The sequence below is a fragment of the Nocardioides sp. Leaf285 genome, from assembly GCF_001422955.1.
Taxonomy (GTDB): Bacteria; Actinomycetota; Actinomycetes; order Propionibacteriales; family Nocardioidaceae; genus Nocardioides; species Nocardioides kribbensis.
In genome coordinates, this window is sequence record NZ_LMNH01000006.1 from 1 (window position 1) to 19,113 (window position 19,113).

The window sequence follows — 19,113 nt, forward strand, 5'->3', positions numbered from 1 at the left end:
ACCGAAGCCGCCGGCGGCGCCAACGGCATCGCCGACGACATCGCCCAAGTCGCCTCCGCCGCCGACGACACCCGCCACGGCGCCCACAACACCCTCGAGTCCGCCACCGCCCTGGCCACCATGGCCACCGAGCTCAAAGCCCTCGTGGCCCGCTTCCAGGTCTGAGGGGGAGGCGTCACCGGGGTCGGCGTGACCCGACCCACAGGGAGAATGGTTGTCGGGGGCAACGGTCGGGAATACCGTTGCCCTCGACAACCTTCTACCCGTCGTGAAGCGAGCAGACCCCGTGACCCAGACGTCCCCGTCCACCCCGGCCCCTCCGGCGGACCCGCCCGTGGCGGACGCGCCGATGACGCACCGCCAGATCCTGGAGGCCATGAGTGGCCTGCTGCTGGCGATGTTCGTGGCGATGCTGTCGAGCACGGTGGTCACCAACGCCCTGCCGACCATCGTCGCCGACCTCGACGGCAGCCAGACCGGTTACACCTGGGTCGTCGTCGCCACGCTGCTGGCCATGACCGCCACCACCCCGATCTGGGGCAAGCTGGCCGACCTGTTCAGCAAGAAGCTGCTGGTGCAGCTCGCGCTGGTGATCTACTCGATCGGCTCGCTCATCGCCGCCTTCGCGCCGTCGATGGAGGTGCTGATCGGCTCCCGTGTCATCCAGGGCCTCGGCGTCGGCGGCCTCACCGCACTGGTGCAGGTCGTCATCGCCAGCATGGTCTCGCCGCGCGAGCGCGGTCGCTACTCCGGCTACATCGGCGCCACGTTCGCGCTCGCCACGGTCAGCGGGCCCCTCATCGGTGGCCTCATCGTCGACTCGCCCCTGGGCTGGCGCGGCTGCTTCTTCGTGGGTCTGCCCGTCGCCGCGCTCGCCTTCGTGCTGCTCCAGAAGACCCTGCACCTGCCCGTGGTGCGGCGCCAGGTCTCCATCGACTACCTCGGCGCCACCCTCATCATGACCGGCGTCAGCATCCTGCTGGTCTGGGTCAGCCTCGCCGGCAACCAGTTCGCCTGGGCCTCGGCCACCACCGCCGCCATGGTCGTGGGCGGTCTCCTGGTCATCGCCGCCGCCCTCTACGTCGAGGGCCGGGTCGCGGCGGAGCCGATCATCCCGCTGCACCTGTTCAAGGACCGCACCATCGCGCTCGCGACCGTCGCCTCCACGCTCATCGGCGTGGCGATGTTCGGCTCCACCGTCTACCTCAGCCAGTACTTCCAGGTCGCCCGGGGCATGACCCCGACCGAGGCCGGCCTGATGTCGATCGCCATGGTCGGCGGTCTGCTCGTCTCCAGCATCGTCACGGGCCGGATCATCTCCGAGACGGGCCTGTGGAAGCGCTACCTCGTCGGCGGCATGGTGCTGGTCGTGGTCGCCCTGGGCCTGCTCGGCACCATCGACGACACCACCAGCCTGGTCGTCATCGGCCTCTTCATGGCCGTCCTGGGCGTCGGCCTGGGCGCCACGATGCAGAACCTCGTGCTCGCGGTGCAGAACAACGTGGCGCTCAAGGACATGGGCGCCGCCAGCTCCGTCGTCGCCTTCTTCCGCTCCCTCGGCGGCTCGGCCGGCGTCTCGGCCCTCGGTGCGCTGCTGAGCGTGCAGGTGGCCGACAAGGTCGCCAGCGGCCTCGCGGCCATCGGCGTGAGCGGGGGCAGCGAGACCGAGAGCCACTCCATTCCCGACCTGGACACCCTGCCCGGCCCGGTGCGCGAGATCTTCCAGTCGGCCTTCGGCGAGTCCTTCGGCCACCTGTTCCTCGTGGCCACGCCCTTCGCGGTGCTCGCCCTGGTCTGCGTGCTCTTCATCGAGGAGGTGCCGCTGCGCACCACCAACGACCTGGTGCCCGACGAGGCGGCCGACGGGTCCGACGGGGCCTCCGACCCGCTCGACGGCCTCGAGGACGCGCTCACCGACGGCGGGCGCCACCGCGCCGACGCCGAGCACCCCACTACGCTGCGGTCCTGATGACCGCGCGCACGGAGCACCTGATGAAGCTCGAGCAGGAGGTCGGCGTGCTGATCCGCCGGGTCCGCCGCGTGATCGGCGAGCGCGCGCTCGCCGTCCACGAGGAGCTGCAGCCGGCCTCCTACCTCATGCTCAGCTACCTCGCCGACCACGGCGCGATGCGCTCCTCGTCGATGGCGGAGGCCTTCCACATCGACAAGGGCGCCATCAGCCGCCAGGTGCAGCACCTCGCCGACCTGGGGCTGGTGGAGCGCACCCGCGACCCCGAGGACGGCCGGGCCTCCCTGGTCGCCGCGACCGACGAGGCGGTGCGCCGTCTCATCGACGTGCAGGAGCACCGCCGCAAGTTCCTCGACGAGCGGCTCGGCGACTGGGACGAGAGCGAGCTGGCGGCCTTCGCCGACGTCCTCCACCGCTACAACAGCGCGCTCAACCAGCCGACCGACCGCTGACCGGCCGCTGACCGTCTGCCGACGAACCGCCGACCGGCCGCCGGCCCGGGACTCCCGGGACCGGCGGCCGGTCGGTGTCGTGCGGCGGGCGGGTGCTCAGTCGCCGGTGGTGAGCCAGACCGCGGTGTCGACCGGCAGCAGGTCGGAGACCGGGCCGCTGCTGGCCACGACGTCGCCGGCGGGGCGGGTCACCGGCGTCTCGCCGCAGTTGACCACGACGGTGAGCGGGCCGCGGCGGAAGGCCAGCACGTCGCGGCCGAGGTCGAGCAGCTCGACCTCGTCGCCCGCCGTCTCCGCGAAGGCGCGGCGTGCCGCGAGCGCCTTCTGGTAGAACGCCAGCGTCGAGTCGGGGTCGGCCTGCTGGGCGGCCACCGTCAGCGGGGCCCAGTCGTCGGGCTGCGGCAGCCACGGCTGGGCGTCGCCGGGGCCGAAGCCGTAGGGGGCGGCGTCGCCGCTCCACGGCACCGGCACGCGGCAGCCGTCGCGGCCGACCTCGCCGGTGCGGAACCACGACGGGTCCTGGCGGTGCTCGGGCTCGACGTCGACCTGCTCCAGGCCCAGCTCCTCGCCCTCGTAGAGGTACGACGAGCCCGGCAGCGCCAGCATCGCGAGGGTCGCGGCGCGCGCCCGCGCCAGGCCGACCGCTCCGCCCCCGTAGCGGGTCACGTGGCGCACGACGTCGTGGTTGCTCAGCACCCAGGTCGGGCTCGCGCCCACGCCGGAGAGCGCCTCGAGGGTGCCGGTGACGACCGAGGCGAACTCCTCGGCCGACCAGGGGGCGAGCAGCCAGGAGAAGTTGAAGGACTGGTGCATCTCGTCGGGGCGCACGAAGCGGGCCATCGACTCGGCCGACTGCGTCCAGGCCTCGGCGACCATCATCCGGTCGCCCTCGTAGGAGTCGAGGACCGTGCGCCAGCGGCGGTAGACCTCGTGCACCTCGGGCTGGTCCCACATCGGCTCGTCGCGCATGGTCCGCTCGACCATGCTGGAGACCGCCTCGGGGTTGATCTCGCCGCTGGCCGGGGTGTCGCCCTCGTCGACGACCTGGTCGCGCAGCGACTCCTCCTTGACCAGGCCGTGGGCCACGTCGACCCGGAAGCCGTCGACGCCGCGGTCGAGCCAGAAGCGCAGGACGTCCTCGAACATGTCGCCGACCTCGGGGTTGCGCCAGTCGAGGTCGGGCTGGGTGGAGTCGAAGAGGTGGAGGTACCACTGTCCGTCCTCGACCCGCGTCCAGGCGGGCCCGCCGAAGACCGAGCTCCAGTTGTTCGGCGGCTGCGAGCCGTCCTCGCCCCTGCCCTCCCGGAAGAGGTAGCGGGCGCGCTCCGCGCTGCCCGGCCCGGCGGCCAGGGCGGCCTGGAACCACGCGTGGGCGTCGGAGGTGTGGTTGGGCACGAGGTCGACGATCAGCTTGAGGCCGAGCTCGTGCGCGGTGGCGACGAGACGGTCGGCGTCCTCGAGGGTCCCGAAGAGGGGGTCGATGTCGCGGTAGTCGGCCACGTCGTAGCCGTGGTCCTTCTGCGGCGAGGTGTAGAAGGGCGAGATCCACAGCGCGTCGACGCCGAGGTCGCGCAGGTAGGGCAGGCGCGAGGTGATGCCCGGGAGGTCGCCGATGCCGTCGCCGTCGCTGTCGGCGAACGAGCGGGGGTAGACCTGGTAGATGACGGCGTGACGCCACCACTCCGGGGCCTCGGGGCTCTTTGGATCGTTCAAAGTCATGCCCACAAGTCCATCACACGATCCTGCCCCCTGCCCAGCCCTCGCGGGCCGGGCCGGACGGCCTCGTGTCAGCGGTCCTTGATCGCCGCGTAGCGGTCCAGCGCCTCCAGCCGCTCCGCCTTGTGGTCGACGATCGGCTCGGGGTAGCCGGCCGCCTCCCGGTCCTGCGAGGACGGCTCGTGCGGGTCGGCGGCCTCCGCCAGCTCCGGCACCCAGCGACGCACGTAGGCGGCCCCGGGGTCGAACTTGCGGCCCTGGGTCGTGGGGTTGAAGACCCGGAAGAAGGGCGAGGCGTCGGTGCCGCTGCCGGCGGTCCACTGCCAGCCGTGGTTGTTGCTGGCCAGGTCGCCGTCGACCAGCCAGTGCAGGAAGTGGCCGGCGCCCAGCTGCCACTCCAGGTGCAGGTCCTTGACCAGGAAGCTCGCGGTGATCATCCGCACCCGGTTGTGCATCCAGCCGGTCGCCCGCAGCTGGCGCATGCCGGCGTCGACGATCGGGAAGCCCGTGCGGCCCTCCTGCCAGGCGGCGAGCTGCTCGCCGGGGGAGTCGTAGGCCATCCGGGCGTACTCCGGCTTGAGGTAGTCGCGCGCCGTCTCGGGGCGCCGCGCCAGCACGTCGGCGTAGAACTCGCGCCACGCCAGCTCGGTGCGGTAGGTCGCCGCGCCCCGCGAGCGGCGCTGCGCCAGGTCGGCCAGCAGGGTGCGCGGGTGGACCTCGCCGTACTTGAGGTGCACCGACATCCGGCTGGTGCCCTCCACCCCGGGGCGGTCGCGGTCGTCGTCGTAGTCGTCGACGCGGTCCAGGAACTCCTCCCAGCGGGCGCGCGCGGCCCTCTCGCCGGCCTCGGGCAGCTCGAGCCCGGCGGGGAGGTCGGGGTCGGGCACGTCGGTGGTGCCGTCCTCGAGCTCGACCCAGCTCCCGCCCGACGGCGCGTCGACCGGCGCCCGCCAGCCGTGGTCGTTCCAGGCGCGGGAGAAGGGGGTGAACACCTGGTAGGCCTTGCCGGAGCCGTTGACGACCCGACCCGGCGCCACGGCGTACGGCGAGCCCGTGCGCACCAGCTCGATCCCGGCCTCGCCGAGCGCCTCCTCCACCCGCTCGTCGCGCTCGCGGCCGTAGGGCCCGAAGTCGGCCGCGACGTGCACGCGCCGTGCGCCGACCGCCTTCGCGGCCAGCACCACCCGGCGCACCGGGTCGCCACGCACCACCGACAGCCGCGTGTGCCGCTGCCGCAGCTGCGCGTCGAGGGCGCGCAGCGAGGCGCCGAGGTAGGCGCGGCGGCTCGGCCCGGCCGGGTCCCACAGGTGGGGGTCGAGCACGAAGAGCGGCAGCACCGCCCCGTCGGAGGCGGCCTCGAGCAGCGCGGGGTTGTCGCCCAGGCGCAGGTCGCGGCGGAACCACATCACGGAGGTCGTCGAGTCAGCCACCCGGCGACCCTGCCACCACCGCGTCGCCGCGGCCTCCCCCCTCCGGTCCCGTTCCGCCACGCCGGGCGCCGGTCGGGACGAGGCGCGCGATGGGGGACAATGGGGGTGTGAGCGACCTCATCGACACCACCGAGATGTACCTGCGCACGATCTACGAGCTCGTCGAGGAGGGCATCGTCCCGCTGCGCGCGCGGATCGCCGAGCGGCTGCACCAGAGCGGCCCCACGGTCTCGCAGACGGTGGCGCGCATGGAGCGCGACGGCCTGCTGACGGTGCAGGGCGACCGGCACCTCGAGCTGACCGAGGAGGGTGACCGGCTCGCCACCCGCGTCATGCGCAAGCACCGCCTCGCCGAGCGGCTGCTCATCGACGTGATCGGCCTCGACTGGGAGCTGGTGCACGAGGAGGCCTGCCGCTGGGAGCACGTCATGTCGGAGACCGTGGAGCGCCGGCTGCTGGAGCTGCTCGACCACCCGACCGAGTCGCCCTACGGCAACCCCATCCCGGGCCTGGAGGAGCTGGGCCAGAGCCGGGTCGGGGAGGAGTTCATGGCCGGGGTCGAGTCGCTGGCCGACGTCGCCTCGGCCGAGGAGGGCCGGGTGCTCGTGCGGCGCATCTCGGAGGAGATGCAGAAGGACGAGGCGCTGATGAGCGCCCTGCGCCGGGTCGGCGCCCTGCCCGACAAGACCGTCACGGTGGTGCAGACCGGCGAGGGCGTGCTGGTCGGGTCCGGTGGCGAGACCGCCGAGATCGTCCTCGACGCCGCCGACCACATCTTCGTCAAGCGCCTCTGAGCCTCGGCCGTCGCCGACCGGGCCGTCCCCGCACTGCGGGGATGGCCCGTTGCTTTACCCCCGTGCTGCGGAACGCGCACCACGTGCGGTGTCGGGTGACCGAAATCGCGGCGCTCTCAGGGGCGGGCGGGCATGATGGTGCTCGACGCACGACTCTCGGAGCACTGGTCCAGACCGGTGCGGTGCGCCGTGACCGCCGGCGTCCCCCCTCGTTGTCCCTGCACACGCACGTACCTGGACCTGAGGGAGGTCGCCATGAGCATGGCGAGGGGAGTGCTCGAGATGGAGCTCGTGGAGGTGCCGGCGACGGCGCTCGAGCTCGGTGTGCTCGAGGGAGACATCGTGGTCAGCCACGTCGGCACGCGCCTCACGCGCGGCCTGGAGATCGACGAGGAGGTCGTCGTGCTCACCGCCGACGGCGAGTTCCTCAGCGCCCGCGTGGTCGACCTGGAGTTCGACCTGGCCGACACCCGCTACGTCCTGCGCCGCGGCGTGCGGATGCCTCCCGAGCTGGCCTGGGAGCGCCTCGAGCAGGGCGACGGCCTCGCGCCGCGCGGCCCCGCCGCCGGGTCGGGCGAGTCGGTGCAGTCCCTGCTCGACCTGCTGGGCGACCTGCGCGACCGCGACCGGCGCGACTGACCGGGCGCAGGGCCCGACCCGGGTCCGGGTCCGGGCTCAGCCGACGCGCCGCGCGGCGAGGTCGGCCAGGAAGCCCGAGCACCCGGCCTCCACGGCGTACGTCGCGAGCGCGTCGCCGCGCGTGGCGCCACGGTTGACCACGACCACCGGGGTGCCGGCGCGCGCCGCCCGGCGCACGAACCGGAAGCCGCTCATCACCGTCAGGCTCGACCCGACGACCAGCAGCGCACCTCCCGCGCCCAGTGCGTCGACGGCGTCGTAGCAGCGCTGCACCCGCGGGGCCGGCACGTTCTCGCCGAAGAACACCACGTCGGGCTTCAGGGTGCCGCCGCAGTCGCAGTCGGGCACCACGAAGGACTCCGTGAGCGACGCCTCGAGCTCGACGTCGCCGTCGGGCCGGGTCTCGGCGTCGTCGTGCCCTGCGCCGAAGTCGGGGTTGAGGGCGCTGAGCCGCTCGTGCAGCGCCGCGCGCGAGGTCGTGCGGCGGCAGCCCAGGCAGACCACGTCGGCGATCCGTCCGTGCAGGGCCACCAGGCGCGGGCTGCCCGCGCGCTCGTGCAGTCCGTCGACGTTCTGGGTGATCAGCAGGTCGGGGTCGACCTCGACGAGCGCGCGGTGCCCGGTGTTGGGGTCGGCATGACGCATCCGGCCCCAGCCCAGGTGGCTGCGGGCCCAGTAGCGGCGGCGGGCCTCGGGGGTGGCCACGAACTCCTGGTAGGTCATCGGGGTGCGGGTCGGCGCCTGCGGCCCGCGGTAGTCGGGGATCCCGGAGTCGGTGGAGAGCCCGGCGCCGGTCAGCACGACGAGGTCGCGGTCGGCGAGCAGGTCGAGGGCGGCGGCACGGGTGGCCGGGTCGTGGGCGGTCGCGTCGGGGTCGCGCTGCTGCGACGGGGAGGTCGCGGCGGGGGAGCGGGTGGGCAGCAGGCTCACCGGGCGTACCTCACCTCGGCCCGCGCACGCGCCTTGGCCGCCTCGACCTCGCGGTCCTTGGGCGGCGCGGCGGTCACGAGGTCGTCGAGGAGGTGCTGGGTCAGGTGGGCGATCTCGCGCACGGCGCGGTCGAAGGCCTCCTGGTTGGCCTGCGAGGGCTTGGAGCTGCCGCTGACCTTGCGCACGTACTGCAGCGCCGCCGCCGTGACCTCGTCTCGCGTGGCCGGCGGCTCGAAGTTGTGGAGCTGGCGGATGTTGCGGCACATGCGACGAGCCTACGCCGCCCTCAGCGGGCCGGCGGCTGCTCGGAGCCCGGCGCCGGATCGGGCACGGGGGCGAGCCGGGCCGCGTCGAGCAGGGTCGTGGACCGGTCGGTGAGCAGCACGACCCGGCGGTCGGCCAGCAGCACCGTGCGCACGCCGCGGGCCTCGGTGCCACGCGGCAGGGGCAGGGTGCGGGCCGAGACGCGACCGTCGGTGAGCGACACCACGGCCAGGTGCGGTCGGGTGCGACCCGGTCCGTGGACCACGCTCAGCGCGGTCCGGGCGCCGGGCAGCCAGGTCAGCTGCCGCGGGTCGACCGACGCGCCCAGCGTGGTGCCGGCGGCGAAGTGGTGGACGCCCAGGGGGCGGGGGTCCGCGAGGTCGCCCAGGTCGAAGAGACCGACCTGCGCACCCCACGCGCCGCGGTCGGGACCCTCGCCGATCCCCAGCAGCCGGCGGGGCCCGAGCGGGTGGAGGTGGGCGGAGAACCCGGGCACCGTCAGGGTCCCGAGCAGCCGCGGCCGGTCGGGGTCGGAGAGGTCGACGGTGTGGAGCGGGTCGACCCGGCGGAAGGTCACCATGATCGCGAGGTCGTCGAACCACCTCACCGACTCGATGCTCTCGAAGCGGCCCAGCCCGTCGACCCGGCCCGCCTCGACGAGCCGGTCGCCGTCGCGGCGCAGGGTGGCCACGGCGTTGGCCGGCCCGGTGCCGGCACCGGGGCCGAGGGCCAGGCGGAGCACCCCGTCGGCCTCGTCCATGGCCCACCGGTCGGCGAGCGTGCCGAGCACCTCACCGGAGGCGACGTAGGAGGTGGAGACGCCCTCGAGGTCGAGCTCGTGCACCGTGGTGAGCCCGGTGCCGGTCGCGCCGGTGGGGTCCCAGCCCGCCCAGGCGGGGGCGGTGGCGACGTAGAGCCGCTCGTCGGAGGCGTAGGCGAGGTCGGTGTCGACCCGCAGGCCGGAGCCGCTCGGGTCGACCAGGCTCCGCGCCGCCGACTCCGGGGTGGCCGCGTCGAGGCCGAGCACCGCCAGCGTGCCGAGACCGGCCTCCTGCGACGGCACGGCGACGTCGTCGCAGGTCACGGCGGGCGCGGTGGTCGACGCGCCGTCGGCAGTCAGGTCGTCCACGGTGGCCCCGGGCAACCAGTCGGCCGCGGTGGCGGCGCGCACGACCTCGCGGTTGGCCAGGGTGGCCGCGGTGCTCCCGCCCGCGCGGCGCGGCGTGGTGAAGGGCAGGTCGGGCAGGCCGGAGGACAGCACGAGCCGCACCACCGTGCCGTGCTGCACCGCCCGCACGAGCCCCGCGTCGTACGCCGTCGACGCGGTCACCCGCGGGTCGGTCGGGTCGGAGACGTCGACGGTCAGGACCCTGGTCGAGGGCGCGGTCGAGGTCGACGCCGGCGTGCCGGCGATCCGCGGGGTGGTCGCCGCGGCCCGGTCGCGGCCCACGACCACGACGGTGTCGCCCACCAGCAGCAGCTCGGGGTCGACCAGCGACGTCGCGGTCAGGTCGAGCGAGCCGAGCCCGACGACCTGCGCGCCGCCCACGTCGTGGGTGCTCAGCGTGCCGCCGGCGACGCGCACCAGCAGGGAGCCCTCGGTCTTGACGGTGTCGGGTTCGTCGACGCCGGCCTCCTGCACCGTGGTGCCGGTGGCGCTGGGGTCGGCCCGGGTCATGCCCGCGGTGGGGCCGCTCGCCGCCCGGTCCGACGCGGTGAGCTCCGGCGCGCCGCCCCGCGCCGCGAAGAAGGGGGAGTCGAGGAAGAAGTACGGGTCCTCCCAGCCGTGGGGGCCGACGAGGTCCTCGCCCAGGTCGGCGTACGCCGCTGCGAGGTCGGCGCACGAGTCGGCGGGCACCAGGTCGCCGCCGAGCCAGGTGGCCCGTGCGGTCCCGTCGCCGGTGGTTCGGAGGCCGGCGGTCCCGAGGTCGGGGCCGGCCGGGCCGGCGGCGGGCCCGTCGCCGGCCGGCGCTGCGCCGCACCCGGCCGCGAGCGCGCCGGTGAGCAGCACGGCGAGCAGCGTCGCGACCGGGGGGCCGGGCCGCCCGGCGCGGGCCCGACGGGACGCGACGACGGGGCGGAGGAGGCGGGGCGTGGGGGTGGCGGGCACGGGGCTGTGACGGCGGGTGGCCCGCGCTGGTTCCCGGCGACGGCGCGGTGCGAGGATGACGGGCATGCCCGACTCCCGCGAGCTCGACCTCGTCCTCTTCGGCGCCACCGGCTTCACCGGGGGCCTCACCGCCGAGTACCTCGCCCGCACCGCGCCCACCGGGCTGCGCTGGGCCCTGGTGGGTCGCAGCCGCGACAAGCTCGAGCGCGTGCGCGCCCGCCTGGTCAGAGTCGACCCCGCCCTCGCCGACCTGCCGCTCCTCGAGGCCGACGCCACCGACGCCGCGGGCCTGGCCGACCTGGCGGCACGCACGAAGGTGGTCGTCACCACCGTCGGGCCCTACCTCCAGCACGGCGAGCCGCTGGTGCGCGCCTGCGCCGAGGCCGGCACCGACTACGTCGACCTGACCGGCGAGCCGGAGTTCGTCGACCGCATGTACGTCGCCCACCACGCCACGGCTGCCCGCACCGGCGCCCGGATCGTGCACGCCTGCGGCTTCGACTCGATCCCGCACGACCTCGGTGCGCTCTACACGGTGCAGCAGCTGCGGGCCAGCGGCGCGGTGGCCATGCGGGGCGTGGTCCGCGCCAGCGGCATGGTCTCGGGCGGCACCTTCCACTCCGCCATCGGCGCCTTCGCCCGGGCCAAGCAGATGAGCGAGGCCCTCAAGGCCCGCCGCCGTGCCGAGCCGCGACCCGAGGGCCGCTCCTCGCGCGCGGTCGCAGGCAAGCCCCACCGCGACAAGGCCCTCGGTCTGTGGCTGCTGCCGATGCCCACCATCGACCCCCAGGTCGTCGCGCGCAGCGGGGCGGCGCTGGAGGCCTACGGGCCGGAGTTCCGCTACTCCCACTTCGCCGGCACCAAGACACTGCGCTACGCCGCCGGCGGGGCGCTCGGCGTCTCCGCGATCGGCCTGGCCGCCCAGGTGCGCCCGCTGCGCAACGCGCTCCTCGGCCGGATCAAGCAGGGCGAGGGCCCCGACGAGAGCCGCCGTGCGCGGTCGTGGTTCACCGTCGACTTCGTCGCCGAGAGCGAGGGACGCTCGATCCACACCCGCGTGTCCGGCGGCGACCCGGGCTACTCCGAGACCGCGAAGATGCTCGCCGAGTCGGCGCTGTGCCTGGTGCTCGACGAGCTGCCCGCCACCGCCGGCTGCGTCACCACGGCCCAGGCGATGGGTGACGCGCTCATCGCGCGGCTGGTCGCCGCCGGCCTCACCTTCGAGGTCGTGGCCTGAGTCCCGCCTCGGCGGGTGGGTCGGCGCCTAGGCCCACAGCGACCCGGGTCGGCCCCCGTCGAGGGTGACCACGCCGCCGTTGACGATCGCGGCGTGGGGCGAGCAGAGGAACGTCACCGCCGTCGCCACCTCGTCGGCGGTGATCGCACGCCCCAGGGCGTTGTCGGCGGCCTTGACCAGGTAGTCGCCGTCGTCGGCGTTGCGCTCGGTGACGGTGAGGCCGGGGTGCACGCACACGGCGCTGACGCCCTGCGGCCCGAGCTCGTCGGCGAGGTTCTTGGTGAGCGCCACGACCGCGATGTTGCGCACGGAGCCGGTGATCGAGCCGGTCTTGCGGGCGTTCATGCCGGAGACGTTGACGATCCGCCCGCCCCCGTCGAGCAGGTACGCCGAGGCCGCGCGCACGACGCGGGCGTAGCCCAGCGCCTTGGTGTCCATCTCCACCAGGAACTCCGCGTCGTCGAGGCCGGCCAGCCCCGGGGTGCGCCCGCCGCTGGCCCGCGGAGCGGCGGCGTTGACGACCACGTCGAGGCCGCCGAGCTCGCCCGCGGCGCGCTCCACCGCGGCCCGCACGGCGGTGTCGTCGGTGGTGTCGGCCTGCACCGTCACCGCCCCCTCGATCGAGGCCGCGGCCCGCTCCAGAGCCTCGCCGTCGCGGGCCAGCAGCGCCACCCGCGCCCCCTCCGCGCTGAGGCGACGCGCCGTCGCCAGGCCGATGCCGCGGTTGCCGCCGGTGACGAGCGCGCGGGCGCCCGAGAGTCCCAGGTCCATGCGCCCGAGCCTAGGTCGCCGCTGCCAGCGCGGCGCCGTGGCCGGACGGCCGGTCGCGTGGACCGCCGACCGCGCCAGCCGTGGGTGCCCCAGGCAAGAGTCGAACTTGCGACCTTTCGCTTAGGAGGCGGCTGCTCTATCCACTGAGCTACTGGGGCGGGTGCGTCGTGCGCGCCGACATCCTGCCACGTCACCGACCTCCCTCCACGCGCAGACCGCGATGTGCGGCACGTCCGGCGCGGCGGTTGGGCGCGCGAGGTGATTTGGGTGTAACGCGGCTGTCGCCGCACACTAGGTCGACCCGTCTACCGTGGGTCCGCATCCCCGACTCCCGAGGTGACAGTGCCCGACCAGACCGAGCACGGCTCGACCGGCCAGCCCGACGTGGCGACTCCCGACACCGCCGTGACCCGCACCGGGAAGCGACGCGCTCGACGACGCCGCTCCCACACGGTCCTCAAGGTCGTGCTCACCACGGTGCTCGTGCTCGGCATGGTGTCGGGGCTGTCGGTGACCTACCTCTACCGCCACCTCAGCGGCAACCTCACGGTGCTCGACATCGACGACCAGATCGTGGGCGAGCGTCCCGACAAGGTCGAGGTGGCCGGACCCCAGGAGCCGCTCAACATCCTCGTCATGGGCTCCGACAGCCGCGACGGGGAGGGCAACAACATCGACGGGCTCACCGGCGGGGGCGAGCGCTCCGACACCACGATCTTCCTGCACCTCTCGGCAGACCGCGAGCGCGCCTACGGCGTGAGCATCCCGCGCGACTCGATGGTCGACCGCGCCAGCTGCAAGACCGGCGACGGCGAGACCATCCCGGCGGCGTCCTACCAGATGTGGAACACCGCCTTCGAGCTCGCCGGGCCCGCCTGCACGGTGCAGCAGTTCGAGCACCTCACCGACATCCGCCTCGACCACTTCGTCGTCGTCGACTTCGAGGGCTTCGAGGACATGGTCGACGCCGTGGGCGGCGTCGAGATGTGCATCCCCGAGACCATCGACGACCGGGCCCACGGGATCTACCTCGAGGCCGGCACTCGCGAGCTCGAGGGCCGCGAGGCGCTCAACTACGTGCGCGAGCGCTACGCCGTCTCCGGCGGCAGCGACATCGGTCGCATGAAGCGCCAGCAGGCCTTCATCGCGTCCATGGCCCACACCGTGGTCTCGGCCAACACCCTGGCCAACCCCGCGCGGCTGCTCGGCTTCCTCGAGGCCGCCACCGAGTCGCTCACCCTCGACGACGACATGGGCAGCCTGGCCAAGATCGCCAAGCTGGGTTACGAGTTCCGCGACATCGGGCTGGACAAGATCCAGTTCCTCACCATCCCCAACACCGTCGACCCCACCGACCCCAACCGGCTGGTGTGGACCGACCAGGCCAACAACGTCTGGAACGCGCTGCGCAAGGACGAGCCCCTCACCAAGGAGCTCACCAGCAGCGCCATCAGCGCCGGCAACGTGCCCGGCACGACCGGGGCCGGCGGCTCCGGGGGCAGCGGCGGCGGGGCCGGCGCCGAGGCGAAGGCCGAGGAGCTGCGCGCCGCCGGTCTGTGCGCCTGATGGCGACCGCGGGCGACACGCCGGGCGACCTCCCGGCCGAGACGGCGTGGCAGCGCCGCAAGCGCCTGGCCGAGATCTTCGGCGACGCGCTCCCCGAGACCACCCGCGACGAGCGGGACGCCTCGGGGGAGCGCGAGCGTCGCGACGGCGACACCTGGCTGCGCGAGCAGGTGCCGCCGCACCACGGGTCCTGACCGACGGGTCCCGGCCCGCCGGGCGGGCCGGGCCCGGGTCAGGCGCCGGGGGTCTGCTGGCCCTTGAGCGCGTCGCGGATCTCGCGCAGCAGCATCGTGTCCTCGGGCGTGCCGGGAGGGGCGCTCGGGAAGTAGCGCTCCTTGGCCTTGGTGAAGGGCGTGACGATGAAGAAGTAGACGACTGCGGCCATGATCACGAACGAGATGAGCGCGGTCAGCCACGCGCCGACGGAGACCCCGCCGGGGTTGTACTCGGAGAAGTTCGGCGTGCCCCCGATCTTGCCGATCAGGTCCATGATGACCGTGACGGTCGCGGTGACCACGGAGGCGAAGGCGGCGGCCATGATGAAGGCCGTGGCCAGCTCGACCAGGTTGCCGCGGAGCAGGAAGTTCTTGAATCCACCGAGCATGGGCTCTCCCTCGGGTGCGCGGGACGAGCCGGTCCCGCCCCGGGCGGCACGCTAGCGGGCCCACGCCCAGGTGAGGAAGGTGCGCACGGCCGCATCGGCCAGGCCCGCGACCAGCACGTCGGGTGCGGCGACCACCACCACGCGACCGGTCGTCCCCAGCCCCGCGCCTCCCTGGCCGCCGGTGCCGGTCGACGCCGCGTCACCCGGCAGCGCGACCACCTGCACGCCCGGCGCCACCACCCGGGGCTCGGCGCCCTGCGGGTCGGTGGCGATGAGGTCGATCCGGTCGCCCACGCGCAGCAGGCCGGCCATCTCGGCGTCGGGCAGCCGCACCGGCACCGCGGTGAGGCCCTCGGGGGCGAGGGCGGGCCCGACCAGGCGCACGTCGGTCACGGCCTCGCCGCGGCGCAGCGGCGCCGCGAGGACCCGCCCCACCGGGTCGGGCGCCAGGCCGGCCGGCTGCGTGCCCGGCACCTGCTCGACGCGCACCAGGTCGGCGGCGGTGAGCTCGGTGCCGGCCGGCAGGTCGTGCGCCGCCACGAGCAGCGGGCGGGTCGGCGCCGCCGGGGCGGTCGCGGCCCGGAGGCCGGCGACCACCGCGATCGCGGTCAGCAGTGCGGCGAGCACCCGGCGCCGGGCGAGCACGGCGCGCCGGACGGCGCGCAACGGCTCCCGCCACCGGCGACGCGACGGGGCGTGGGGCCCGTCGGCAGCCGTCGTGCGTGGCCGGTCGGCGACGGACGCGGGGAAGGAGCGCATGGCCCGACGCTAGGCCGGATCGCCGGGCCGTGCGGCGGCCTCTCCACAGGCGCGGTGCCCGGCCGGGTCGGTCCGGGTCAGCTCGAGCTGGTGGCCGGCTTCGCGGAGGAGGACGAGGACGACGAGGAGGTCGACGGCGTGGAGGACGAGCCCGACGAGGACGAGCCGGAGTCCGACCCCTTCGACGAGCCCGACCCGCCCGAGGCGGCCGGCGCGGCGGGCGTGGTCGAGGACGACCCGGCGTCGGAGGAGGTCGTGGTGGAGCGGCTGTCGTTGCGGTAGAAGCCGGAGCCCTTGAAGACGACGCCCACGGCGTTGAACACCTTGCGCAGGCGCCCGTGGCACTGGGGGCACTCGGTGAGCGAGGCGTCGGAGAAGCTCTGGAACTGCTCGAAGGCGTGCCCGCACTCGGTGCAGGCGTACTGGTAGGTCGGCACGGTTCTCCCCGGTCGGACTCGACGGCTTCCGGGGGAGGGATTGGCACTCCGACCCGGCGACTGCCAATGCTACGCCAAGGCACAATGAGGTCCACCATGACCGACCCCGCCGCCCCGTCCTCGCCCGATCCGACCCAGGTCGGCCCGGCCTCGTGGCCGCGGCGCACCCGCCGGGCCTGGGCCTCCGGCTGGGTCGTCTTCCGCGGCCTGCCCCGCTCGCTGCGCGTCTCGACGTACGTCGTGGTGGGTCTCGTGCTGGTGCTGCTCGCGGGCCTGGTGACGGCCACGGTCGTGGTGCGCCGGCCCTTCCCGCAGACCACGGGCGAGGCCAGCCTGCCGGGCCTGGAGGGCGAGGTGGAGGTCGTGCGCGACGACCACGGCGTGCCCCAGCTCTACGGCGACTCGGTGGAGGACCTCGTGCGCGCCCAGGGCTACGTGCAGGCCCAGGAGCGCTTCTACGAGATGGACGTGCGCCGCCACGCCACCGCCGGCCGGCTGGCCGAGCTCTTTGGCGAGGCCGCCCTGGAGAGCGACCTGGTGGTGCGCACGATGGGCTGGCGCCGGGTGGCCGAGGAGGAGCTCGGCCTGCTCGAGCCCGAGACCCGCGCCGCGCTCGAGGCCTACAGCGAGGGCGTCAACGCCTACCTCGACCAGCACGACCCCTCCGAGATCGCGATCGAGTACACCCTGCTCGACCTCAGCGGCCTCGACTACCGCCCCGCCGACTGGACGCCGGTGGACTCCCTGGCCTGGCTCAAGGCCATGGCGTGGGACCTGCGCGGCAACATGTCCGACGAGATCGACCGGGTGCTCACCGCCGCCGACGTCGGCCCGGAGCGCGCCGCCGAGCTCTGGCCGCCCTACCCGTACGACGAGCACGCGCCGATCGTCGACCAGGGGGCGGTGGTGGACGACGTCTTCGAGCAGGACGCCGAGCGGGGCGGCTCCCGCAACCCGGTCCGCCCGCCGTGGCGCGCCGACCAGGTCGCGGCCCTGCGCGCGGTCGGTCGCGGTCTGGAGGACCTGCCGGCGTGGCTGGGGCGCGGCGACGGCGTCGGCAGCAACTCCTGGGTCGTCGACGGCGAGCACTCCACGACCGGCGCGCCGATCCTGGCCAACGACCCCCACCTCGGGGTCGGGCTGCCCGGGGTCTGGATGCAGATGGGCCTGCACTGCCGCACGGTGTCGCCCGCCTGCGCCCTCGACGTCGCCGGCTTCACCTTCTCCGGGGTGCCGGGGGTGGTGATCGGCCACAACGCCGACATCGCCTGGGGCTTCACCAACCTCGGCCCCGACGTCACCGACCTCTACCTCGAGCGCGTCGACGGCGACAGCTGGATCCAGGACGGCGAGCGCCGCCCGCTGCGCACCCGCACCGAGACCGTGGAGGTGCGCGACGGCGACGACGTCACCCTCGAGGTGCGCGCCACCGCCCACGGGCCGATCCTCTCCGACGTCTCCGAGGCGATCGGCCGGGTCGCCGACGCCGAGGCGGCCGATCCGCCAGGGGGCGCGGTGCGCGAGGGCGAGGAGCTCGCGGTGTCGCTGCAGTGGACCGCGCTGCGCCCGGCCCCGACCGCCGACGCGATCCTCCAGCTGAACCTGGCCACCGACTGGGACTCCTTCCGGGCCGCGGCCTCCTCCTTCGCCGTGCCGGCGCAGAACCTCGTCTACGCCGACCGCGAGGGCCACATCGGCTACCAGGCGCCGGGGCGGATCCCGATCCGCAAGTCGGGCAACGACGGGCGGCTGCCCGCCGCGGGCTGGCGCTCGGAGAACGACTGGACCGGTGACTACCTGCCCTTCAGCTCGCTGCCCCACGTGCTCGACCCCGAGGACGGCTTCGTCGTCACCGCCAACCAGGCCGTGGTCGCGCAGGACTTCCCCTCCTTCTTCACCGACGACTGGGACCGCGGCTACCGCTCCCAGCGCATCCGCGACGTGCTGGAGGACCGCTTCGCCGACGGCGGCACGGTGTCGGTGGGCGACATGACCGACCTGCAGCTCGATACCGCCAGCGCGCTGGGGCCGGTGCTCACGCCGTACCTGCTCCAGCAGCGGATGCCCGGCGGCTACTACACCGGCGGGCAGCGCCAGCTGCGCGACTGGGACTTCACCCAGCCCGCCGAGGGTCCGCAGAGCGCGGCGGCGGCCTACTTCAACGTCGTGTGGCGCACGGTGCTGCAGCAGACCTTCGACGACGAGCTCTCACCCGAGGTGCGCCCCGACGGCGGCCAGCGCTGGTGGGCCGTCATGGAGCGGCTGCTGCGCGAGCCCCGGGACCCGTGGTGGGACGACGTCACCACCGAGGACGTGGTCGAGACCCGCGACGACGTGCTGCGCCAGTCGATGCTCGACGCCCGCGACGAGCTGACGCGCCTCGACGCCCACGACGCCGACGACTGGGAGTGGGGCCACCTGCACCGCCTCGAGCTGCGCGAGCAGACCCTCGGCGACTCCGGCATCGCGCCCGTGGAGTGGCTGGTCAACCGCGGCGGGTGGAAGGCCGGCGGCGGCGGCTCCGCGGTCGACGCCACGGCGTGGGACGCGGCCGAGGGCTACACCGTGACCGCGGCCCCCTCGATGCGGATGGTGGTGTCGCTGGCCGACCTCGACGACTCGCGGTGGATCAACCTCACCGGCGTCAGCGGCCACCCCTTCCACCCCCACTACACCGACCAGACCGACCTGTGGGCGCGCGGCGAGACCCTGGCCTGGGCCTTCAGCCCCGACGCCGTGCGCGCCGCCGCCGACGACACGATGACGCTGGCGCCCGCCGAGGAGTAGACCCGAGGAGTAGACCGGAGGAGCAGGCCGCGTGCCAGGCCGCGGGTCAGCGCAGTCGCACCACGCCGGCGGGGCTGACGGCGGCGGTGACGGGGAGGTCGTGGGCGTCGACGGGCACGTCGAGGCCGACCTCCTCGTCGTGCAGCAGCACGCAGGTGAAGGTGCCGACCGGCACCCGCGCGAGCGCCCGGTCGTAGGAGCCGCCCCCGCGGCCGAGCCGGTCCCCGCGCGGTGAGACGGCCAGGCCCGGCACGAGCACCACGTCGGCGGTCGCGACGGCCTCGGGGCCCAGCCGCCGGCCCACGGGCTCCAGCAGGCCCCGGCCGGCGCGGGCGAGCGAGCCCGGCCCGGCGTACGCCGCCCAGTCGAGGTCGTCGTCGGGGAGCAGCACGGGCAGCAGCACGCGGCGCCCCGAGGCCTCGAGGGCGTCGAGCAGGGGAGCGGTGCCGGGCTCGTCGCCGACCGCGACGTAGGCCGCGACCGTGGCCGCGCGGCGCACCTCGGGCGCGGCCAGCAGGTGGGCCGCCACGGCCGCCGCGACCTCCGCCCGCTCGCTCAGCGGGCGCCGACGACGGGCGGTGACGAGCCGGTCGCGCAGGGCGGTCTTGGCCGCGGATCGGGCGGGAGGTTGCGAGGCGGCCACCCCGG

18 protein-coding genes and 1 tRNA gene are annotated in these 19,113 nt (G+C 74.6%); 8 read left to right on the forward strand and 11 right to left on the reverse strand.

Going from position 1 to position 19,113, the window contains the following annotated elements:
* The first annotated feature begins 349 nt into the window (after positions 1 to 349).
* Entirely contained in the window at positions 350 to 1,969 is a 1,620-nt protein-coding gene (locus ASF47_RS19435; RefSeq protein WP_082500562.1) for an MDR family MFS transporter, read from the forward strand.
* A complete protein-coding gene (locus tag ASF47_RS19440) occupies positions 1,969 to 2,421 on the forward strand; it encodes a MarR family winged helix-turn-helix transcriptional regulator (RefSeq protein WP_235558814.1) in 453 nt (150 codons plus the stop codon). The genes ASF47_RS19435 and ASF47_RS19440 overlap by 1 nt, the downstream gene beginning before the upstream one ends.
* A 96-nt stretch (positions 2,422 to 2,517) precedes the next feature.
* Here ASF47_RS19440 and ASF47_RS19445 read toward each other — a convergent pair whose 3' ends face one another.
* On the reverse strand, positions 2,518 to 4,140 hold the full coding sequence (locus ASF47_RS19445) for a glycoside hydrolase family 13 protein (protein ID WP_056865704.1): 1,623 nt from the start codon (positions 4,138 to 4,140) through the stop codon (positions 2,518 to 2,520).
* Between the two features lie 68 nt (positions 4,141 to 4,208).
* The gene (locus tag ASF47_RS19450; protein ID WP_235558815.1) at positions 4,209 to 5,567 is read right to left on the reverse strand and encodes a cryptochrome/photolyase family protein; all 1,359 of its coding nucleotides are present in this window, start codon (positions 5,565 to 5,567) and stop codon (positions 4,209 to 4,211) included.
* Positions 5,568 to 5,674: 107 nt separating this feature from the next.
* Here ASF47_RS19450 and ASF47_RS19455 point away from each other — a divergent pair, with 107 nt between their 5' ends.
* Both ASF47_RS19455 and ASF47_RS19460 read left to right on the forward strand, forming a co-directional pair.
* Positions 5,675 to 6,361, forward strand: a complete 687-nt coding sequence (locus tag ASF47_RS19455; RefSeq protein ID WP_056865706.1) for a metal-dependent transcriptional regulator — start codon at positions 5,675 to 5,677, stop codon at positions 6,359 to 6,361.
* A gap of 255 nt (positions 6,362 to 6,616) precedes the next feature.
* On the forward strand, positions 6,617 to 7,000 hold the full coding sequence (locus ASF47_RS19460) for a hypothetical protein (protein ID WP_156698073.1): 384 nt from the start codon (positions 6,617 to 6,619) through the stop codon (positions 6,998 to 7,000).
* 36 nt (positions 7,001 to 7,036) lie between these two features.
* On the opposite strand, the gene ASF47_RS19465 is transcribed toward ASF47_RS19460, so the two are convergent.
* Genes ASF47_RS19465 through ASF47_RS19475 form a run of 3 tightly spaced genes read right to left on the reverse strand, consistent with a single transcriptional unit; the run spans position 7,037 to position 10,205 of the window.
* Positions 7,037 to 7,930, reverse strand: coding sequence for an NAD-dependent protein deacetylase (locus tag ASF47_RS19465; protein WP_082500537.1), 894 nt, complete (start codon positions 7,928 to 7,930; stop codon positions 7,037 to 7,039).
* The gene (locus ASF47_RS19470) at positions 7,927 to 8,196 is read right to left on the reverse strand and encodes a DUF2277 domain-containing protein (protein ID WP_056865708.1); all 270 of its coding nucleotides are present in this window, start codon (positions 8,194 to 8,196) and stop codon (positions 7,927 to 7,929) included. Before ASF47_RS19470 ends, ASF47_RS19465 begins: the two co-directional genes overlap by 4 nt.
* A 20-nt stretch (positions 8,197 to 8,216) precedes the next feature.
* Complete coding sequence (locus ASF47_RS19475) at positions 8,217 to 10,205, reverse strand: beta-propeller domain-containing protein (RefSeq protein ID WP_162242300.1); 1,989 nt, start codon at positions 10,203 to 10,205, stop codon at positions 8,217 to 8,219.
* 163 nt (positions 10,206 to 10,368) lie between these two features.
* Between ASF47_RS19475 and ASF47_RS19480 the strand changes: the two genes are divergently transcribed.
* Complete coding sequence (locus tag ASF47_RS19480) at positions 10,369 to 11,541, forward strand: saccharopine dehydrogenase family protein (protein WP_056865710.1); 1,173 nt, start codon at positions 10,369 to 10,371, stop codon at positions 11,539 to 11,541.
* A 27-nt stretch (positions 11,542 to 11,568) separates the two neighbouring features.
* Here the strand turns inward: ASF47_RS19480 and ASF47_RS19485 are convergent, their stop codons facing one another.
* Together ASF47_RS19485 and ASF47_RS19490 are read right to left on the reverse strand one after the other, a co-directional pair.
* Entirely contained in the window at positions 11,569 to 12,312 is a 744-nt protein-coding gene (locus tag ASF47_RS19485; protein ID WP_056865711.1) for an SDR family NAD(P)-dependent oxidoreductase, read from the reverse strand.
* Between the two features lie 85 nt (positions 12,313 to 12,397).
* Positions 12,398 to 12,470 (reverse strand) — tRNA-Arg (locus ASF47_RS19490).
* Between the two features lie 178 nt (positions 12,471 to 12,648).
* On the opposite strand from ASF47_RS19490, the gene ASF47_RS19495 reads away from it, so the two are divergent.
* Together ASF47_RS19495 and ASF47_RS19500 are read left to right on the forward strand one after the other, a co-directional pair.
* Positions 12,649 to 13,878 (forward strand): LCP family protein, encoded by a 1,230-nt coding sequence (locus tag ASF47_RS19495; protein ID WP_235558816.1) that lies wholly within the window; start codon positions 12,649 to 12,651, stop codon positions 13,876 to 13,878.
* A complete protein-coding gene (locus tag ASF47_RS19500; protein ID WP_056865804.1) occupies positions 13,878 to 14,072 on the forward strand; it encodes a hypothetical protein in 195 nt (64 codons plus the stop codon). The genes ASF47_RS19495 and ASF47_RS19500 overlap by 1 nt, the downstream gene beginning before the upstream one ends.
* Before the next feature lie 38 nt (positions 14,073 to 14,110).
* Here ASF47_RS19500 and ASF47_RS19505 read toward each other — a convergent pair whose 3' ends face one another.
* The 3 genes from ASF47_RS19505 to ASF47_RS20860 all read right to left on the reverse strand — a co-directional run bounded on the left by ASF47_RS19505 (position 14,111) and on the right by ASF47_RS20860 (position 15,678).
* Positions 14,111 to 14,482 carry an MscL family protein gene (locus ASF47_RS19505; RefSeq protein WP_056865712.1) on the reverse strand — a complete coding sequence of 124 codons (372 nt, stop codon included), beginning with the start codon at positions 14,480 to 14,482 and terminating at the stop codon, positions 14,111 to 14,113.
* Between the two features lie 51 nt (positions 14,483 to 14,533).
* Positions 14,534 to 15,241 carry an SAF domain-containing protein gene (locus tag ASF47_RS19510; protein WP_082500538.1) on the reverse strand — a complete coding sequence of 236 codons (708 nt, stop codon included), beginning with the start codon at positions 15,239 to 15,241 and terminating at the stop codon, positions 14,534 to 14,536.
* A gap of 77 nt (positions 15,242 to 15,318) precedes the next feature.
* Positions 15,319 to 15,678, reverse strand: a complete 360-nt coding sequence (locus ASF47_RS20860) for an FmdB family zinc ribbon protein (protein ID WP_056904911.1) — start codon at positions 15,676 to 15,678, stop codon at positions 15,319 to 15,321.
* A gap of 96 nt (positions 15,679 to 15,774) precedes the next feature.
* Here ASF47_RS20860 and ASF47_RS19520 point away from each other — a divergent pair, with 96 nt between their 5' ends.
* Positions 15,775 to 18,465 carry a penicillin acylase family protein gene (locus ASF47_RS19520; protein WP_082500539.1) on the forward strand — a complete coding sequence of 897 codons (2,691 nt, stop codon included), beginning with the start codon at positions 15,775 to 15,777 and terminating at the stop codon, positions 18,463 to 18,465.
* Positions 18,466 to 18,511: 46 nt separating this feature from the next.
* Here the strand turns inward: ASF47_RS19520 and ASF47_RS19525 are convergent, their stop codons facing one another.
* Positions 18,512 to 19,108, reverse strand: a complete 597-nt coding sequence (locus ASF47_RS19525; RefSeq protein WP_056865715.1) for a 5-formyltetrahydrofolate cyclo-ligase — start codon at positions 19,106 to 19,108, stop codon at positions 18,512 to 18,514.
* Positions 19,109 to 19,113: the final 5 nt, after the last annotated feature.

Coding starts and splice junctions, on each gene's coding strand:
- ASF47_RS19485 (WP_056865711.1), bottom strand. CDS start 12,312: ATGGACCTGGGACTCTCGGGCGCCCGCGCGCTCGTCACCGGCGGCAAC.
- ASF47_RS19500 (WP_056865804.1), top strand. CDS start 13,878: ATGGCGACCGCGGGCGACACGCCGGGCGACCTCCCGGCCGAGACGGCG.
- ASF47_RS19510 (WP_082500538.1), bottom strand. CDS start 15,241: ATGCGCTCCTTCCCCGCGTCCGTCGCCGACCGGCCACGCACGACGGCT.
- ASF47_RS19520 (WP_082500539.1), top strand. CDS start 15,775: ATGACCGACCCCGCCGCCCCGTCCTCGCCCGATCCGACCCAGGTCGGC.
- ASF47_RS19445 (WP_056865704.1), bottom strand. CDS start 4,140: ATGACTTTGAACGATCCAAAGAGCCCCGAGGCCCCGGAGTGGTGGCGT.
- ASF47_RS19435 (WP_082500562.1), top strand. CDS start 350: ATGACGCACCGCCAGATCCTGGAGGCCATGAGTGGCCTGCTGCTGGCG.
- ASF47_RS19480 (WP_056865710.1), top strand. CDS start 10,369: ATGCCCGACTCCCGCGAGCTCGACCTCGTCCTCTTCGGCGCCACCGGC.
- ASF47_RS19505 (WP_056865712.1), bottom strand. CDS start 14,482: ATGCTCGGTGGATTCAAGAACTTCCTGCTCCGCGGCAACCTGGTCGAG.
- ASF47_RS19460 (WP_156698073.1), top strand. CDS start 6,617: ATGAGCATGGCGAGGGGAGTGCTCGAGATGGAGCTCGTGGAGGTGCCG.
- ASF47_RS19470 (WP_056865708.1), bottom strand. CDS start 8,196: ATGTGCCGCAACATCCGCCAGCTCCACAACTTCGAGCCGCCGGCCACG.
- ASF47_RS19440 (WP_235558814.1), top strand. CDS start 1,969: ATGACCGCGCGCACGGAGCACCTGATGAAGCTCGAGCAGGAGGTCGGC.